The following is a 15,340-nucleotide window of genomic DNA, read 5'->3' as shown; positions in this document are numbered from 1 at the left end:
GTCGCGTACCGTGGAAACATGGCTACAGTTGACATCACTGGAGAACAGTTCGCATCGACCATCGAAGGCAATGACATTGTCCTGGTGGATTTCTGGGCTGCCTGGTGCGCCCCGTGCCGCCAGTTTGCGCCCACTTACGGGGCAGCTTCCGAGAAGCACCCGGACGTGGTCTTCGCCAAAGTGGACACCGAGGCTGAGCAGCAGCTCGCCGCCGAAGCCGGGATTACGTCCATCCCGACGCTCATGGCCTTCCGCGAGAAAGTGCTTGTCTTCTCTCAGCCGGGTGCCCTCAATGGCCCGCAGCTGGAGCAGGTTATTGAGGCCGTGAAGGGCCTGGACATGGAAGAAGTCCACGCCCATGTGGCCAAGGCACGTGCCGAGGCCCAGGAAAGCTAGACCCATCCGGCGAAATCGCCGGAAAAGCATCGAGGTCGCCGGAAAATTCCGGCGACCTCGATGCTTTAAGGCGTTCCCGCAGTCTTGCGGCGATTTCGCTGAGCTGGTGCTGGGAGAGGCTAGAGCCGTTCGAGCTTGACCGGCTCAGCCAGCAAGGCGCTGAGGGACTCGTTCAGGTCCTGGACGGCAATGCCCTTGGAGTGCTTCTCCAGAGCCTCCTCAGACTCCCAGCGCTCGGTGAGCACCAGCTTTTCCTCAGTGGCTTCGGTCAGTTCATAACGGATGCAGCCGGGCTCGTTGACGACCTCGTCGATCGCGATTTCCAGGGCGAGCTTCACGCGGAAGAATTCGTCGTCGTTGGGGATGAACGTGGCCTGCAGGTCGATGGGTGCACTCATGGATCCAACCCTACCGGGAGGACACGGAGCCGATTGTCCACTTTACGGTTCTGTTGCGCGCACTGTCTTGGTAGCGTTCGGTCATGTTGTCCTACACCGCCGGAGACACTGACGTCCCGCTGCTCGAAGAGACCATCGGTGCCAATTTTGAACGCATCGCAGCGCAGTTTCCGCTCAGGGACGCGCTGATAGAAGCCGCTGCCACGCCCGGCGGGGACGCCCGTCGGTGGAGCTACGAAAAGCTTAACGACGACGTCGATCACCTCGCCCGCGCGCTCCTCGCCCTGGGTGTGGAGAAAGGCGAGCGCATCGGCATCTGGAGCCCCAACTGTGCCGAGTGGACCATCCTGCAGTACGCCACGGCAAAGATCGGGGCCGTGTTGGTCAACGTCAACCCGGCTTATCGCCGGCATGAACTGGACTTCGTGGTCAAGCAGAACGGCATGCGGATGCTGGTGACTGCGCCCTCGGACAAGAACAGCGATTACGTGGGCATGGCCAGGGAGACTGCGGGTACGTGCCCCGAACTCAGGGAGATCGTCTTCCTCCCCGGAGACCCGGTTGCGGGGCTCACGCCGGGTGTCCCCGAGGCCGGCCACGAGCTGACGTACGCCGAGCTCCTGACCCGGGCGGACGGCGTCGGGCCTTCTGCCCTACGGGACCGCATGGCCGAACTGGATCCGCACGATGCCATCAACCTTCAATACACATCAGGCACCACGGGCTTCCCGAAGGGTGCGACCCTCACGCACCACAACATCCTCAACAACGGACACTCGATCGGCCGCCTCCTGGGCTACACCGAACAGGACCGCGTGGTGATTCCGGTGCCGTTCTACCACTGCTTCGGAATGGTGATCGGCAACCTGAATGCCCTGAGCTTCGGGGCGGCAACCATCATCCCAAGCAGGGGATTCAACCCTTCTGCGGCGTTGGAAGCCGTGCAGGACTTTGGCGGCACGTCGCTTTATGGCGTGCCCACCATGTTCATTGCCGAACTCGCGCTGCCGGACTTCGCCACGTTCGATCTCTCCACGCTCAGGACTGGCGTCATGGCGGGGTCGTTGTGCCCCATTGAGGTGATGCGCCGGGTCATCGATGAGATGCACATGGTGGACGTGGCCATTTGCTACGGCATGACTGAGACGTCGCCGGTGTCCACCATGACCCGGGCGGGGGACACTTTGGAGCACCGGACCAGCACAGTGGGCAGGACCATGCCGCACCTTGAAAGCCGGATCGTGGATCCGGGTACGGGTGAAGTGGTGGAGCGCGGCGTCATCGGCGAGCTGTGCACCCGCGGCTACGCGGTGATGCAGGGCTACTGGGGCCAGCCGGACAAGACGGCCGAGGCCATTGACGCTGAGGGCTGGATGCATACGGGCGACCTCGCCCGCATGGACGAGGACGGGTATCTGGTGATCGAAGGCCGGATCAAGGACATGGTGATCCGAGGTGGCGAGAACATTTATCCCCGCGAGATCGAGGAGTTCCTGTATCTGCATCCGTCCATCCAGGACGTGCAGGTAATCGGTGTTCCGGACGCCAAATACGGCGAGGAGCTCATGGCCTGCATCATCCTCAAACCGGGCAGTGAGGCGCTGACTACAGAGGACATCGCCGAGTACTGCAAGGGCAAGCTTGCCCACTACAAGATTCCGAAATACGTGGATGTCCGCGAGAGCTTCCCGATGACCGTCTCGGGCAAGGTCCGGAAGGTGGATATGCGCCAGGAAGCCGTGTCCCGCCTGCACCTCTAGTGGGCGCGGTGGTCCTGGACGGTCATTCGTGGGCCGAAGGTTGGCTTCCGGAAGCCGCTCAAATACAGCATCCGCACCAGCCGCTGTCTCTGTCCCCGCCAAGGTTCCAGCAACTCCAGCATGCCGGCGTCGTCAATCTTCCGTCCCAGCAACGCGTAGCCCACATAAGAGGCCAAATGGTAGTCGCCCACGGAAATCGAATCCGGGCAGCCGTGGGTACGTTGGACCACTTCCGCAGCAGTCCAAACGCCGATGCCGGGAATGGTCTGCAGTTTGGCTCCGGCACGGGCTGGGTCCAGGTCAGCCAAACGTTCTAGCGCGACGGCGGATTGCAGCGCCCGCATCACTGTCGCCGAGCGTTGTGGCCCGACTCCCGCCTTATGCCACTCCCACGACGGAACGGCCAACCATTGCCGCGCCGTGGGAGGTACGAGGAGTCCTGCGGGAGCCACACTGCCCGGGGCTTTCGTTCCGAAGCGGTACATCAAGTACCGGTAGCCACGCCTTGCCTCCAAGGTGGTGACCTTTTGCTCCAGAATGGTGGGCACCAGCGAGTCAACCAGCCGCCCGGTGGAGGGCAGCCGCAGTGCCATGTTCCGGCGTCGTGCTTCAGTGACCAGGCGCGGGAGCGTTGCATGGAAGACGGGTTCGTCAAAAGCCGACCAGTCGTCGTCCGCACCGAGCAGGCGGGGAACGCCCGCAACGGCCTCCTCCGCTCCCGCCCCCCAGGCCTGGGCATCAACGAACGTATCCTCGCCCAGTCCACCCGCGGAGAGCCGCAGGGTGACAGCTCCTGAAGGTGTGGTGAAGGCCATCCAGAAACCGTTGGGATGGGCCGCGAAAGAGGGGTCGGCGTTGCCCCGCATCAGGGGAAACATGGTTTGGTCGAGCCTGTAGGAGGCGCCGGGGTGCCATCGTATGGAAGCGTCTGCCGCGGCCGCAACAAGGGGCGGGGCGTCTGCGATGGTCATATTTTCATGGTCCCACGGCTGGCTGACAATTCACTCCTTGTAAGCCTCTTACGGGGGCCGCTTCACGGGTCTAGACTCCCTGATGTGGCGCGGGTGGGCCGCGTCCGAAGCCCAAAATCCAGGAGCGCAAACCATGGCCGGAATAGTGCATTTCGAGATTCCCACGGATGACAACGAGAGGGCCAACACTTTTTACCAAAGTGCTTTCGGCTGGAATCTCAGCCCTATGCAGGAAATGGATTACACGATCGCCATCACGACTCCATCAGATGAAGAGACCGGCATGCCCAGCGAACCCGGAGCCATCAATGGTGCGCTGTTTCCACGCACAGACAACCTGAAGAATCCCATCCTCACCATCGATGTGGACGATGTGGATGCTGCCCTCGGCCAGGTGGAATCCGCTGGTGGCTCCATCGTTCAAGGTAAGGACGCCGTCCCCGGCATGGGCTGGTACGCCTACTTCAAAGACACCGAGGGCAACATCCTGGGCCTCTGGCAAACCGACTCCTCCGCCGGGAAGTGATGCTGCGCAAGTGAGGCACGGCAGGGCGGACTACGGGCAGGCGGTAACTTTGTACCTATGAAGTACGCCCAGTCCGTGTTGGACCTCATCGGTAATACGCCGCTCATCAAGCTCAACCACGTAACGAACGGCATCAAAGCCACCGTCCTGGTCAAGCTCGAGTACGTCAATCCCGGCGGATCCATCAAGGACCGCATCGCCGTGAAGATGATCGAAGAAGCGGAAAAGGACGGCCGGCTGCAGCCAGGCGGAACCATCGTTGAACCGACGTCGGGGAACACCGGAGTCGGGTTGGCGCTCGTAGCCCAGCAAAAGGGCTACAAGTGCGTCTTCGTGGTGCCGGACAAAGTGGGCGAGGACAAACGCGCTGTCTTGGCAGCGTACGGTGCCGAAGTCGTGGTGACACCCACAGCCGTCGCCCCGGACAGCCCGCAAAGCTACTACGGCGTCTCCGATCGCCTGGTCAAGGAAATTCCCGGCGCCTTCAAGCCGGACCAGTTCTCCAACCCCGCAGCCCCGGGCAGCCACTTCGAGTCAACAGGACCGGAGATCTGGCGCGATACTGACGGCAAGGTGACGCACGTGGTCATCGGCGCTGGAACGGGCGGCACCATCACGGGCACGGGCCGCTTCCTGAAGGAAGTCTCGGCAGACAGGCCCGCGTCCGACGGCGGCCGGGTCAAGGTCATCGGCGCGGACCCGGAAGGTTCTGTGTACTCAGGCGGCACCGGACGCCCGTACTTCGTTGAGGGCGTTGGCGAAGACATGTGGCCCGCAAACTACGACAAAACCGTGCCGGACCAGGTCATTGCCGTCTCGGATGCCGATTCGTTCGCCATGACCCGCCGCCTGGCACGCGAGGAGGGCCTCCTGGTGGGTGGCTCCTCCGGCATGGCCGTGGTCGCCGCACTTCAGGCCGCCAAGGACCTGGACGAGTCCGCGGTGGTTGTGGTGATCCTCCCCGATTCCGGCCGTGGCTATCTTGCCAAGATCTTCAACGATCAATGGATGCGCTCCTACGGCTTCCTTTCCGGCGGCGAAGAGTCCTCCGTGGGCGAGGTGCTGAAGTCCAAGACTGGCGAGATGCCGGACCTGGTCCACATCCACCCGAACGAGACTGTTCGAGACGTCATCAACATCATGAACGAGTTCGGCGTCTCACACATCCCTGTCCTCTCGCAGGAACCACCCGTGGTCATGGGCGAGGTCCTGGGCGCAGTTGATGAGCGCAGCCTCACCACCAAGCTGTTCCGCGGCGAAGCCAAACTCACGGACAAGATCGCCGAACACATGGGCGAGCGCCTGCCCGTTATCGGATCGCTGGAGACCATCTCCGCGGCACGCGAGCTGTTGTCCGACGTCGATACTGTCATGGTCACGTTCGTGGGGGCGCCCGTGGGCATCCTGACCCGCCACGACCTCCTGGCCTACCTGAGCAACTGAGCGCCACGCGCCCACTTCCAACCGTTGAACACTGAAAGAGGAGCTTCCATGTCCGTCAACAACAACGCCGGGTTCAACACGAGGGCCGTCCACGCGGGCCAGGCCTTCGAACCCCGGACAGGCGCTGTGGTGCCGCCTCTGCACTTCAGCTCAACCTACGCCCAGGACGGAATCGGCGGGCTGCGATCCGGCTATGAATACGGCCGCGGCGGCAACCCCACACGTGACTCCCTGCAGGAGCAGCTGGCAGCCCTTGAGGGTGGCTCCGCCGCGTTCTCGTTCGGTTCTGGCCTTGCTGCCGAAGACTCGCTGATCCGCGCTGTGGCACGTCCCGGGGACCACATCGTCCTGGGCAACGACGCCTACGGTGGCACGTACCGCCTCATCGACCGTGTGCTCGGCGACTGGGGCATCGGCAACACTCCTGTTGACATGTCCGATCTCGATGCTGTGGCACGTGCCGTTGCAGCGAACAAGACGCGCATGGTGTGGGTGGAAACCCCGTCCAACCCCCTGATGAAGATCACTGACATTGCCGCGCTCGCCGCGATAGCGCACGACGCCGGTGCCCTCCTGGTGGTCGACAACACCTTCGCGTCTCCCTACTTGCAGACCCCACTGGACCTGGGTGCCGACGTCGTGATCCACTCCACCACCAAGTACATCGGTGGCCACTCGGACGTGGTGGGCGGCGCGATCGTCGTCAACGATGCCGAACTCGCCGAGAAGATCGGCTTCATCCAGTTCGCCGTTGGTGCCGTTTCCGGACCGATGGATGCTTTCCTCACCACGCGGGGCCTCAAGACCCTTGGCGTGCGCATGGACCGGCACAGCGAGAACGGCCAGGCTGTGGCCGAATGGTTGCTGCAGCGCCCCGAAGTTGAAGCCGTGCTGTACCCGGGCCTCCCGGACCACCCCGGCCACGCACTCGCGGCGAAGCAGATGAAGAAGTTCGGCGGCATGGTCTCTGTCCAGTTCAAGGGCGGTGAGGCCGCGGCCCGTACAGTTGCCGAATCCACCTCGATCTTCACGCTGGCCGAATCACTGGGGGGAATCGAGTCCCTCATGAACTACCCCTCGGAGATGACACACGCCTCCGTTAAGGGAACCGAACTGGCCGTTCCCGTGAACCTCTTGCGCCTATCCTGCGGCATCGAGGAGTCCGAGGATCTGATTGCGGACCTTGAGCAGGCCTTCGCCAAGATCAGCAACGGCTGACACAGTGGCTTCTTCTTCACCCACGGTTGTTTCGGCTGCCCAGCGCGGCTGGATCCTGACCATCGCAGGCGTGCTGACCCTCGCCGTCGCCGTTTGGTTCCTCTACACGGACTACCAGCCGTTCCTGAACGACTTCGAAGTCTATTTCTACGGAGGTGGCAAGGTTCTCCAAGGCGGGGATCTTTATGCTGTGCGCGATGGCCTTCCGTTCACTTACCCGCCGTTCGCGGCCTTGCTCTTCGCCGGGCTGGCAGCAATGGGTTTCTTTGCCAGCAGCATGGTCTTCATTATCGCCGCCTTGGCAGGTGCCGCAGTGGTGGCTGCCTGGTTGGCACGCCACTACTTCGGCCTGACGACGTGGCGTTCAGCATTCGCCGACTATCGCTTCAGGACCACGGCTTTAGTGGGAACGGGAGCCATCCTGCTTCTGGGCCCATGGCGGGATACGTTCGTTTTCGGCCAGATCAACATCATCCTGATGGGCGTGATCCTGGCAGACTTCGCGCTCTACGGTAAGGCGCGGGCTGGCCTCATCCGGTGGCCCGCAGGACTCTTGATCGGCCTGGCCGCAGGTGTGAAGCTCACGCCGCTGGCCTTCGGCCTGTATTTCCTGGTCCGCCGCGACTTCAAGGCGCTGGCATGGATGGCCGCCGGATTCTTCGGATCCATCGCCGTCGCATGGGTCATCCTGCCGCAAGCATCCCTGGCATTCTGGACCCAGATCCTCCCCGATACCGGACGCATCGGCGGCCCGGCCTACGTGGACAACTTGTCCGTCAAGGGGTTGCTCCTGCACTTCGGCATGCCGGATTCCTCTCTCACCAGCGTGGTGTGGATGGTTCTTTCCCTGGGACTCGCGGCCCTTGCAGCAAAGATCATTAAGTGGGCCGTGGATGTGGACGAGAACTTCATCGCCGTCTCGGCCACGGCCATCCTGATGCTCCTGATCAGCCCCGTCTCCTGGTCCCACCACTGGGTCTGGGTGGCAGTGGCACTTCCGAGCATGGCGTTCGCGATGCATCGGGTCCCGTCCCGCAACGGGCGGATGCGAACAGCAGGGTGGATCATCGTGGCCTGTTCCACGGTTGCCTTCTATATGACGCCAAAGAACCTTGCCGTCTGGGCCGGTGCTGCCGAGTGGGGCAAGGACCCCCAAACGCAATGGCAGTTGATGGTGTCAAGCCTGGGTGTGGTGTGTGGAATCGCTCTGCTGGTGTACTGGGCGCTGGCATATCGGCCTTCGCGGACGGGCCTCGTTGCTACCCGGATTCGAGCCGGAGTCGCAGGGTCCCACGACATCAGGGAAGGCTATCCCCGCTCTTAGGGATTGCGCACCCACGCATTCGGGGCGGCCGCCCTGGAGCCGCGGAGTCCCGCCCTTGTTCGCTCTCTTCACCGTTCTGCGTTAAGTGGGACGAACAAGAGCGGGATTCTTCAAAGCGGCGGGGGTCCTGCTAGCCCGAGACACCTTCCCGGCCGTCTTCCTCACGGCCGGTTAGGCGCCTGCGGAAGGAAGCATCCTCGGGTGAGGTGACCTGAAGGTCGTACCAACCCTGCAGGGTCTCCCAACCGATCTTCCTGTTCTGCCCTGGCTTGAGCTTCACAGTGTCATTGCCGTCCGCATACTGCAGGGACTCAAGCCGAAGCGTGACGGTGGCCGTGCCGTTGTTGCGTACTTCCAGTTCCACCGCTTTGTTACCGCGCTGACCGTTCACGGTGACATCGACGCCGGCTGCAACACCCGCCGTCGAGCCTTTCAGCTCGTAGTGGTAGCGGTTTGGGCCGGTGACGACGACGTCGAATTCGCCGGACGGGACGGGAAGCTCCACCTTCTGGTTGCCCCGCACGTCCAGATGTCGGGGTTCGGTGACTTCGCCGGTGTACCCATAAATGGTGAAGTGGGTGGACCGGGTGCCGCTGTTTGCCAAGGCCAGGGTGATTTTTCCTGGCTGAACCGCGGCTGACACCTGGGGCCGGTATGGAAGCGGCCGGGCCGGGCGGCTTCCGGGCTCCTGGATGGGGGCCACCTGGACCGCCGGCGGGTTCGGTCGCCACCTGCTGATCTTGGCAGGCACAGCGCCGGGGTGGTCCAAAACCGGGGGAGTCCCCGGGGAATCGAAGTTGAAGACGCCTGTCAGGTCCCCACAGACTTCACGGCGCCAGGGCGAGATGTTGGGCTCTTCAACCCCGGTCCAGCGTTCCAGGAAGCGGAGCACGGAGGTGTGGTCGAAGACCTCGGAGCTGACATAGCCGCCCACGGTCCACGGGGAAACGATGGTCATAGGGACGCGCGGGCCCAAACCGATGGGGCGTGCGGTAGTCCAGTCGGTGGACTCTCCCGACTCCGGGCGTGGTTGGACCGGCGGTGGTACATGATCGAAGTAGCCATCGTTCTCGTCGAAGTTGAGGAAGATCGCGGTGGAGTCCCACGTATCCGGGTTGCTGGCCACGGTGTCCAGCAGCCTGTACACGAAGTTTGCGCTGCCCACTGGCGTGGATGCTCCTGGGTGCTCGGAGTCCGCCGCCGAGGGAACCAGCCAGCTGACCTGAGGCAAGGTGCCATCTTTGATGTCCGTGCCCAGGCGCTCCAGCAGGGTGTTGGGTCGCCCACGCCACATTGCTTTGTCGAAGAGGGCTTTCTCGGACTCGCTGAGCGAAGCCCGGCCCTGCTCCAGCTGGGCAAGAAGCCGGTCTTGCTCAGCAGGGGCCTTGCCAGCCAGCTTGTCGTAGAACTCCTCTGTGGTGTTCAGGTTGCCCTCTACTGAGGCCAGCATCTTCCTGCCGATTGCCTTGAAGGTTTGGAAGTACTCCACGGCGTTGTCCGTGAAATTGTCCCAGTCTTGATAGATCTGCCACGAAACCCCGGACTGCTCCAGGCACTCGGGGTAGGTGGTCCAGTCGTAGCCGCCGTGGGTGTAGCCGTAGGCCGCGTTGGTCACGGCCCGCTTGGTGCTTCCTGGCTCGTTGCCCGTGGTGCCGCTCCAGAGGTAGTTGCGGTTGGGATTGGTGGATCCGTTGACGGAGCAGTGGTAGGCATCGCAGATGGTGAACGTGTCCGCGAGTTCGTACTGCAGTGGAATGTCTGCACGCTCGTAGAACGTCATGGTTGAGGCGCTCTTGGCAGGAATCCACTTATCGCACCAGCCGTTGTTCCACGCCGTCGTAGTGCCGGTGAAGGAGTGGTCAAGATCGCCCAGGTACTGGATGTCGGAGCCAGGGCGGCCGGCGAGCTCCGCTGCTTTGCGGAGGGAGAACGGCAGGACGGTTTCCCCTGTCGCCCTGGGTTGCTCGAACATCGACTTCCCGTTGGGCAGGCGCGTCACGGACTTATCCCCGTAGCCCCGGACGCCCCGCAGGGAGCCAAAGTAGTGGTCGAAGGAGCGGTTTTCCTGCATCAGCACAATCACGTGCTTGATGGATTGAAGGTTTCCCGTTGGGACAGGCTTGGCCATTGCCGCCTGCACGGATGGAGGCAGCAGGGAGCCCGTGGCCGCAAGCGCCGTCGCTGCGGCCGCGGTGCCCAGGAAGCCGCGACGGGAAAGCCGGGAAGCGCTGATGAAACGATTAACCTGCTCAGGGATATTCGAGGACATTCAGGGTGCCTTTCGTGGTCAGAGTTGACGCAGCCAGCCTAGGCAGTCCGGGTAAACCAGTGATGAAACTACGGCAAACCAGTGGGGCGTGTCCCGAAGATCACATGCGGTGGTCTTCGGGGGGCGACCAGGAAGGGCGGCCAACGAGGAAGGGCGGGCTTCCTGACCTTCTTTGCCACGAACGTGGGGGCAAGTCAATCAAAATTGGGTGCTTTCGGGCAGTCCAAGCTCGAAAGAAGGTCAGGAGCCAACAGAGTTCGCTGCGGTGCCACCTGCAGCATAGCTTTCTTTAGAAAAGTCATGTACTTTGTCCACATGCCTTTGCGATCCGACTGGTCCGCCCGCACGTGCAGCCTTGCCCGTGGCCTCGATGTCCTCGGCGATCCATGGGGGAGCCTGGTTCTGCGCGAGATCTTCTTCGGAAACGGCCGCTTCGACGCCATCAAGCAGCGCTTGGAAGTCGCGGACAACGTGCTCAGCAAACGTCTTGCATGGCTGCTCGAGGCGGGGCTGCTGGCGCAACGTCCCTACCAGGATGGTGCCCGGACCCGCCAGGAGTACGTGCTCACACCCAAGGGCGAGGATGCTCTCCCCGTCCTCAATGCCATCATCATCTGGGCAGAGAAACACCTGGACGCCCCCGATGAGGTGTCCCATATGCGGGTCGTCCACACTGACTGCGGACAAGTCACAGCCTCGGCGGACACCTGCACGCACTGTGGGGTCCACCTGACAGCCGCCAATACAAGCTGGCATAGCTTCACACGCAGCGACCATCCCCTGCCCCTGGCCATAGCACCCGTACCAACAACTTCCCCTGAAACGGAGATCTCCGCATGACCGCTCCCGATGTCACAGGAACTCCGACAAGCAATGCAGCCGTCCCAACCGGCAAGCAACCCGGCAAGCGACCCAGCCGCAGGCTGCACCCGGCCTGGATGGTGGCCGCCGTAGCTTTCCTCGCCCTGGTTGGGGCGGCCGGATTCAGGGCCGCGCCCGGAGTGCTGATGGTCCCGCTCCAAGAGGAATTCGGCTGGTCCACCACAGTGTTGTCCCTTGCAGTAAGCATCAACCTCGTCCTGTTCGGGCTGACGGCACCCTTCGCCGCAGCCTTGATGGAACGCTTCGGCATACGCAAAGTCACCTCGCTCGCGCTTTGCCTGATTGGCCTGGGCTCAGCGCTTACCGTGTTCGTGAACCAGTCATGGCAGATCCTGCTCACATGGGGCGTGCTGATAGGCCTGGGAACGGGATCCATGGCCCTCGTCTTCGCAGCGACCATCGCCAACACCTGGTTCGCCAAGAGCCGTGGCCTGGTGATCGGCATCCTGACCGCCGGCAGCGCTGCTGGCCAACTCGTGTTCCTGCCATTCATCGCCGCCCTGGCCCAGAACCCGGGCTGGCGGGGAGCGTCGCTGCTCATCGCCGCCGGTGCGCTCGCGGTGGTACCGCTGGTCCTGCGGTGGCTGCGGAACTCACCCGCCGACGTCGGGGTGTTGCCTTACGGCGCGGAAGCACCTGACGCTGGTGCCGCCGGTTCAAAGAGCACGACGCCGGGCGTTGCAGTTGCGTCGCCACCGACGGGTTCCGTAACAGCCAAGCCGGATTCCGCGAACGCCGCCGTCCGGGCGCTGCAGGTCCTCAAACGCGCCAGCAAGGTCCGCACGTTCTGGGCATTGGCGGCGGGCTTCGCCATCTGCGGCGCCACGACCAATGGGCTCATCGGCACCCACTTCATTCCCTCAGCTCATGATCACGGCATGCCGGAAACCACAGCGGCGGGCTTGCTGGCCGTCGTCGGGATCTTCGACATCGTGGGAACCATCGCATCCGGTTGGCTGACGGACCGGTTCAACCCCAAGGTCCTGTTGGCGGTGTACTACCAGTTCCGGGGGATCGGCCTGCTGGTGCTCCCCCTGTTGTTGGGCTCATCCGTGGAACCCAGCATGATCATCTTCGTTGTGGTCTATGGCCTGGACTGGGTAGCTACGGTGCCCCCGACAGCAGCCATTTGCCGCTCGGTGTTCGGCGCCGATGGCTCCGTGGTGTTCGGCTGGGTGTTTGCGGCCCATCAACTCGGAGCGGCTGCCGCCGCCCTGGCCGCCGGGTTTATCCGGGATGCTACCGGGCACTACAACTACGCCTGGCTGGGCGCAGCTGCGATGTGCACGGTAGCTGCGGTGATCAGCGCAACCATCCGCAAGGATGCGGCCAAGAAGCAACCCGCCACGGTTTCCGCCTGACCCGGGCTACCCTACCCCCGGCCCAACTATGTAGCAGTTGAGCGCGTTTTGAACCGTCAGAACGCGCTTAACTGCGACTTACTTGGGTGCTCAGCCCCGGAACGCGGCAACCCCCGTGATGTGCTGCCCCAGGATCAGGGTGTGAACCTCGTCAGTGCCCTCATACGTGCGCACCGATTCCAGGTTGTTGGCGTGCCGCAGCGGCGAATAGTCCAGCGTGACGCCATTGCCGCCCAAGATGGTGCGGGCCTCCCGGGCGATTTTGATGGCCTCGCGAACGTTGTTGAGCTTGCCCACGGAGATCTGCTGGGGCTGGAGGTGCCCGGCGTCCTTCAGGCGGCCAAGGTGCAGGGCGAGCATGGTGCCCTTTTGGATCTCGAGGAGCATGTTCACGAGCTTCTCCTGCGTCAGTTGGTATCCAGCCAGTGGCCGCCCGAACTGGAGACGGCTACCGGCATACTCCAGCGCGGCCTCATAGGAGTCGCGGGCTGCGCCCATGGCTCCCCACGCGATGCCGTAGCGAGCTTCGTTCAGGCAGGAGAACGGTCCACGAAGTCCTGTGGCACCCGGGAGGATTGCCTCCGGACCCAGCTTTACGTCGTCGAACTTGATGTCGCATTGGATTGATGCCCGCATTGAGAGCTTCGGCTCGATCGGCGTGGCCGTGACGCCTGGCGTGCCCGCAGGTACCAGGAAGCCGCGGATGCCTGCCGCGTTATCTTCCGTTTGGGCCCACACCACCATGACGTCGGCAATTGAGGCGAGTCCGATCCAGCGCTTGGCGCCGTTGAGGACCCAGCCGTCGGAGGTCTCACGAGCGAAAGTGGCCATCGATGACGGGTCCGAACCCGCCGTCGGCTCCGTCAGCGCAAAGCAGCCGATCAGTTCGCCGGCAGCCATCCGTGGGAGCCACTGTTCTTTCTGTTCCTCCGAGCCCCACTTGTGAATGGCCGTCATGGCGAGCGAGCCCTGTACCGAGACAAAGGTGCGGATGCCGGAATCGCCGGCCTCCAGCTCCATGGCTGCCAGGCCATATTCGACGGCGGTCCGTCCGGGGCAGCCGTAACCTTCCAGATGCATTCCCAGGACGCCGAGCTCGCCCAACTCGGGTGCGATCTCCTGCGGGAAGACTGCGTCCTCATACCAGCGCGCGATATTCGGCCGGATCCGCTGGGTTGTGTAATCCCGGACCTTCTCGCGGAGAGCCAGTTCTTCGCTGGTCAACAGGGAATCGAGGGCCAGCACGTCCGAGGTGTTCGTCGTTGAATCGCTCATTCCAGCATCCTAAGCGGCTGGATGCCCGCATGAGGCGGACGCCCCCGGACCGTCACCCGAGACGCCCCCCCGCGCCGTCAGCCGGATCGGGCCGTCGCCGGGCGTTTAAGTAGTATGTATTTGGGGACCACTGGGATCCCACTGCGCAAAGAAAATATTGGGGGATAAAGACATGGCACTGCCCGGCGTCGATTTACAGGCTAAGGCGGGTGCCGGGAGGTCTGCATCCACCACTTCACGCGCACTGCATTGGCTCCCGTGGCCGCTCTTGATGTGGCCTGTGTGGCTGATGCTTGCCGAGTGGAGTAAGCAGGGCCTGGACTTCAGTGTGTACTGGTTCGGCGGAAGCATCCTCAACGACGCCGGCGCCTCGCCTTCGGACCTGTACGGCCCAAGCGTTGCCGCAGCCGGGGGACCGGAGCTTCCCTTTACCTATCCGCCGTTCGCAGCGCTCATCTTCGGGCTGCTGGCACTCTGGCCGCAACCCGCCGCGCTGATGCTGTTCAATGTGGCCGGCGTAGCGATTGCCGCCTGGGTTGCCGCCACCATTGTGAAGTACTGGGCCTCCAAGCACGACTGGCGCACTGCGTTGTCATCCGGCCGCAGCCGCTGGATTGCGGGGGGCCTGTTCCTGGCGGTCCTGTTCCTCGGCCCGTGGCGTGAGACGTTGGCATTTGGCCAGATCAACATCCTGCTCATGGGCTTGATGGCTGTCGACTTGCTGGGCGCCTCCCGTCGTCGGGGGTTCCGTGGCAGCGGCTTCCTGGTGGGCATAGCGGCGGGTATCAAGCTGACGCCCCTTGTCTTTGGCCTGTACTTCCTGATGCGTAAGGATTGGCGCGGACTGGCTAACATGTCCATCGGTTTCGCCGGGACCGTCCTTTTGGCATGGGTGGTTCGGCCAGCTGAGTCGCTGCAGTTCTGGCTGGAAATCCTCCCTGACACGTCCCGGATCGGTGGCGCCGGCTACGTGGACAACCTCTCCGTCAAGGGCGCGTTGCTGCACTTCGGCGTGCCGCAGGATTCAGTAACCGTTCCCTGGCTCGCGCTTAGCCTCGCCACGGTTGTGCTGGCGGCCTTCCTGATCCGCGCGGCCAGCTCGCAAGGAGCCCGAGTCATTGCGATGTCGACGACGGCACTCACCATGCTGCTCATCAGCCCGGTCTCGTGGTCCCACCATTGGGTCTGGATGGCTGTGGTCCTGCCGGCATTCGCCTGGACCATCAAGGAAACTCCTGGCCGGTACAGGGCGCAGAGAATTGTGATGACCGCTGTGCTGGTCGTTTCCACGCTGGTCTTCTTTTATTCGCCAAAGACCATCGGCTCGGCGCTGGGTGCCGCGGACCTGAACGTCCAGACGCCGGGGCTCTGGATCATGGCGTCCAGCGCGGGGGTGTTCTGCGCCGTGGCGATCCTGGTCTGCTGGTTGGTCGCGCTGCGGCGGGATGCCGTCCAGATCGAGGTCCCGGACATTCCCACCCGGCTGCGTCAGTGGACCGCAGCGCGACGCTAGTCCG

13 protein-coding genes are annotated in these 15,340 nt (G+C 63.2%); 9 read left to right on the top strand and 4 right to left on the bottom strand.

Features of this window, described 5'->3' with window-relative positions; translation table 11 throughout:
* The first annotated feature begins 18 nt into the window (after window positions 1-18).
* Window positions 19-396 (top strand): thioredoxin family protein, encoded by a 378-nt coding sequence (locus tag AC1DD7_RS08945; RefSeq protein ID WP_223946614.1) that lies wholly within the window; start codon window positions 19-21, stop codon window positions 394-396.
* A 119-nt stretch (window positions 397-515) separates the two neighbouring features.
* On the opposite strand, the gene AC1DD7_RS08940 is transcribed toward AC1DD7_RS08945, so the two are convergent.
* A complete protein-coding gene (locus tag AC1DD7_RS08940) occupies window positions 516-794 on the bottom strand; it encodes a putative quinol monooxygenase (RefSeq protein ID WP_477514658.1) in 279 nt (92 codons plus the stop codon).
* Window positions 795-877: 83 nt separating this feature from the next.
* Between AC1DD7_RS08940 and AC1DD7_RS08935 the strand changes: the two genes are divergently transcribed.
* Complete coding sequence (locus AC1DD7_RS08935; protein ID WP_477514657.1) at window positions 878-2,554, top strand: AMP-binding protein; 1,677 nt, start codon at window positions 878-880, stop codon at window positions 2,552-2,554.
* Here AC1DD7_RS08935 and AC1DD7_RS08930 read toward each other — a convergent pair.
* A complete protein-coding gene (locus AC1DD7_RS08930; RefSeq protein WP_477514656.1) occupies window positions 2,551-3,525 on the bottom strand; it encodes a DNA-3-methyladenine glycosylase family protein in 975 nt (324 codons plus the stop codon). The genes AC1DD7_RS08935 and AC1DD7_RS08930 overlap by 4 nt on opposite strands.
* A 133-nt stretch (window positions 3,526-3,658) precedes the next feature.
* Here AC1DD7_RS08930 and AC1DD7_RS08925 point away from each other — a divergent pair, with 133 nt between their 5' ends.
* Genes AC1DD7_RS08925 through AC1DD7_RS08910 form a run of 4 tightly spaced genes read left to right on the top strand, consistent with a single transcriptional unit; the run spans window position 3,659 to window position 8,036 of the window.
* Window positions 3,659-4,051, top strand: a complete 393-nt coding sequence (locus AC1DD7_RS08925; RefSeq protein WP_477514655.1) for a VOC family protein — start codon at window positions 3,659-3,661, stop codon at window positions 4,049-4,051.
* A gap of 57 nt (window positions 4,052-4,108) precedes the next feature.
* Window positions 4,109-5,494 (top strand): cystathionine beta-synthase, encoded by a 1,386-nt coding sequence (locus AC1DD7_RS08920; RefSeq protein ID WP_477514654.1) that lies wholly within the window; start codon window positions 4,109-4,111, stop codon window positions 5,492-5,494.
* A 48-nt stretch (window positions 5,495-5,542) separates the two neighbouring features.
* On the top strand, window positions 5,543-6,712 hold the full coding sequence (locus AC1DD7_RS08915; protein ID WP_477514653.1) for a cystathionine gamma-synthase: 1,170 nt from the start codon (window positions 5,543-5,545) through the stop codon (window positions 6,710-6,712).
* A 4-nt stretch (window positions 6,713-6,716) separates the two neighbouring features.
* Complete coding sequence (locus AC1DD7_RS08910; RefSeq protein WP_477514652.1) at window positions 6,717-8,036, top strand: glycosyltransferase 87 family protein; 1,320 nt, start codon at window positions 6,717-6,719, stop codon at window positions 8,034-8,036.
* A 130-nt stretch (window positions 8,037-8,166) separates the two neighbouring features.
* Here AC1DD7_RS08910 and AC1DD7_RS08905 read toward each other — a convergent pair whose 3' ends face one another.
* Window positions 8,167-10,305, bottom strand: a complete 2,139-nt coding sequence (locus tag AC1DD7_RS08905; RefSeq protein WP_477514651.1) for a phosphocholine-specific phospholipase C — start codon at window positions 10,303-10,305, stop codon at window positions 8,167-8,169.
* A gap of 315 nt (window positions 10,306-10,620) precedes the next feature.
* Here AC1DD7_RS08905 and AC1DD7_RS08900 point away from each other — a divergent pair, with 315 nt between their 5' ends.
* Window positions 10,621-11,145: a winged helix-turn-helix transcriptional regulator gene (locus AC1DD7_RS08900; RefSeq protein ID WP_477514650.1), complete on the top strand. Its 525-nt coding sequence runs from the start codon at window positions 10,621-10,623 to the stop codon at window positions 11,143-11,145.
* Entirely contained in the window at window positions 11,142-12,548 is a 1,407-nt protein-coding gene (locus tag AC1DD7_RS08895; protein WP_477514649.1) for an MFS transporter, read from the top strand. The genes AC1DD7_RS08900 and AC1DD7_RS08895 overlap by 4 nt, the downstream gene beginning before the upstream one ends.
* Before the next feature lie 90 nt (window positions 12,549-12,638).
* Here the strand turns inward: AC1DD7_RS08895 and AC1DD7_RS08890 are convergent, their stop codons facing one another.
* On the bottom strand, window positions 12,639-13,823 hold the full coding sequence (locus AC1DD7_RS08890) for an acyl-CoA dehydrogenase family protein (RefSeq protein WP_477514648.1): 1,185 nt from the start codon (window positions 13,821-13,823) through the stop codon (window positions 12,639-12,641).
* Window positions 13,824-13,995: 172 nt separating this feature from the next.
* Between AC1DD7_RS08890 and AC1DD7_RS08885 the strand changes: the two genes are divergently transcribed.
* Window positions 13,996-15,336, top strand: coding sequence for a glycosyltransferase 87 family protein (locus tag AC1DD7_RS08885; RefSeq protein WP_477514647.1), 1,341 nt, complete (start codon window positions 13,996-13,998; stop codon window positions 15,334-15,336).
* The last annotated feature ends 4 nt before the right edge of the window (window positions 15,337-15,340 follow it).

Source organism: Paenarthrobacter sp. 10L412 (genome assembly GCF_056395565.1).
The sequence above is the reverse complement of the archived record's forward strand: the minus strand, read 5'-3'. Positions and strand labels throughout refer to the sequence as shown.

What these genes read in the sequence shown, in the direction of transcription:
- AC1DD7_RS08945 (WP_223946614.1), top strand. Translation starts at nt 19, where the DNA reads ATGGCTACAGTTGACATCACTGGAGAACAGTTCGCATCGACCATCGAA.
- AC1DD7_RS08940 (WP_477514658.1), bottom strand. Translation starts at nt 794, where the DNA reads ATGAGTGCACCCATCGACCTGCAGGCCACGTTCATCCCCAACGACGAC.
- AC1DD7_RS08935 (WP_477514657.1), top strand. Translation starts at nt 878, where the DNA reads ATGTTGTCCTACACCGCCGGAGACACTGACGTCCCGCTGCTCGAAGAG.
- AC1DD7_RS08930 (WP_477514656.1), bottom strand. Translation starts at nt 3,525, where the DNA reads ATGACCATCGCAGACGCCCCGCCCCTTGTTGCGGCCGCGGCAGACGCT.
- AC1DD7_RS08925 (WP_477514655.1), top strand. Translation starts at nt 3,659, where the DNA reads ATGGCCGGAATAGTGCATTTCGAGATTCCCACGGATGACAACGAGAGG.
- AC1DD7_RS08920 (WP_477514654.1), top strand. Translation starts at nt 4,109, where the DNA reads ATGAAGTACGCCCAGTCCGTGTTGGACCTCATCGGTAATACGCCGCTC.
- AC1DD7_RS08915 (WP_477514653.1), top strand. Translation starts at nt 5,543, where the DNA reads ATGTCCGTCAACAACAACGCCGGGTTCAACACGAGGGCCGTCCACGCG.
- AC1DD7_RS08905 (WP_477514651.1), bottom strand. Translation starts at nt 10,305, where the DNA reads ATGTCCTCGAATATCCCTGAGCAGGTTAATCGTTTCATCAGCGCTTCC.
- AC1DD7_RS08900 (WP_477514650.1), top strand. Translation starts at nt 10,621, where the DNA reads ATGCCTTTGCGATCCGACTGGTCCGCCCGCACGTGCAGCCTTGCCCGT.
- AC1DD7_RS08895 (WP_477514649.1), top strand. Translation starts at nt 11,142, where the DNA reads ATGACCGCTCCCGATGTCACAGGAACTCCGACAAGCAATGCAGCCGTC.
- AC1DD7_RS08890 (WP_477514648.1), bottom strand. Translation starts at nt 13,823, where the DNA reads ATGAGCGATTCAACGACGAACACCTCGGACGTGCTGGCCCTCGATTCC.
- AC1DD7_RS08885 (WP_477514647.1), top strand. Translation starts at nt 13,996, where the DNA reads ATGGCACTGCCCGGCGTCGATTTACAGGCTAAGGCGGGTGCCGGGAGG.